1 pseudogene is annotated in these 353 nt (G+C 71.4%); it reads right to left on the bottom strand.

The features are described from left to right. Positions 1–353 (bottom strand): annotated as a pseudogene (locus tag MKK75_RS01390) (hypothetical protein); the annotation flags it as partial.

Below are 353 nucleotides of genomic sequence, written 5' to 3'. Positions count from 1 at the left end.
CGGTGTCGGCATCTGCCACATCCCACCCGACGGCGGAGCGGCAGCAGACAACGCTCGCTCGACCTCGGGATAACGCGGGATCCAGAAGGTCGAGGATCAGCGTGCCGGCAGCCGCGATGCCGTTGCCGCGCCCGCGCCACGGCAGGATCTGGGCCATATCCTGCGGCTCGGCCGGCGGGAGCGTCACGGCAACTTCCCCCATCTCGGTCTCCGGTTGGTCGGCCTCGCGGTCGGCGTCGTCCCCGCGCAACCATGTCATCTGCGAGCCGGTCGCGTTCGCGGGCGCGGCCAGGAACGGCTCATCGTCGGCGCCGTCCTCAAGGTCCGCGTCGCCGTCCATGCGGTCCAGCACG

Source organism: Methylobacterium sp. J-030, from assembly GCF_022829545.1.
GTDB lineage: Bacteria > Pseudomonadota > Alphaproteobacteria > Rhizobiales > Beijerinckiaceae > Methylobacterium.
The sequence above is the reverse complement of the archived record's forward strand: the minus strand, read 5'-3'. Positions and strand labels throughout refer to the sequence as shown.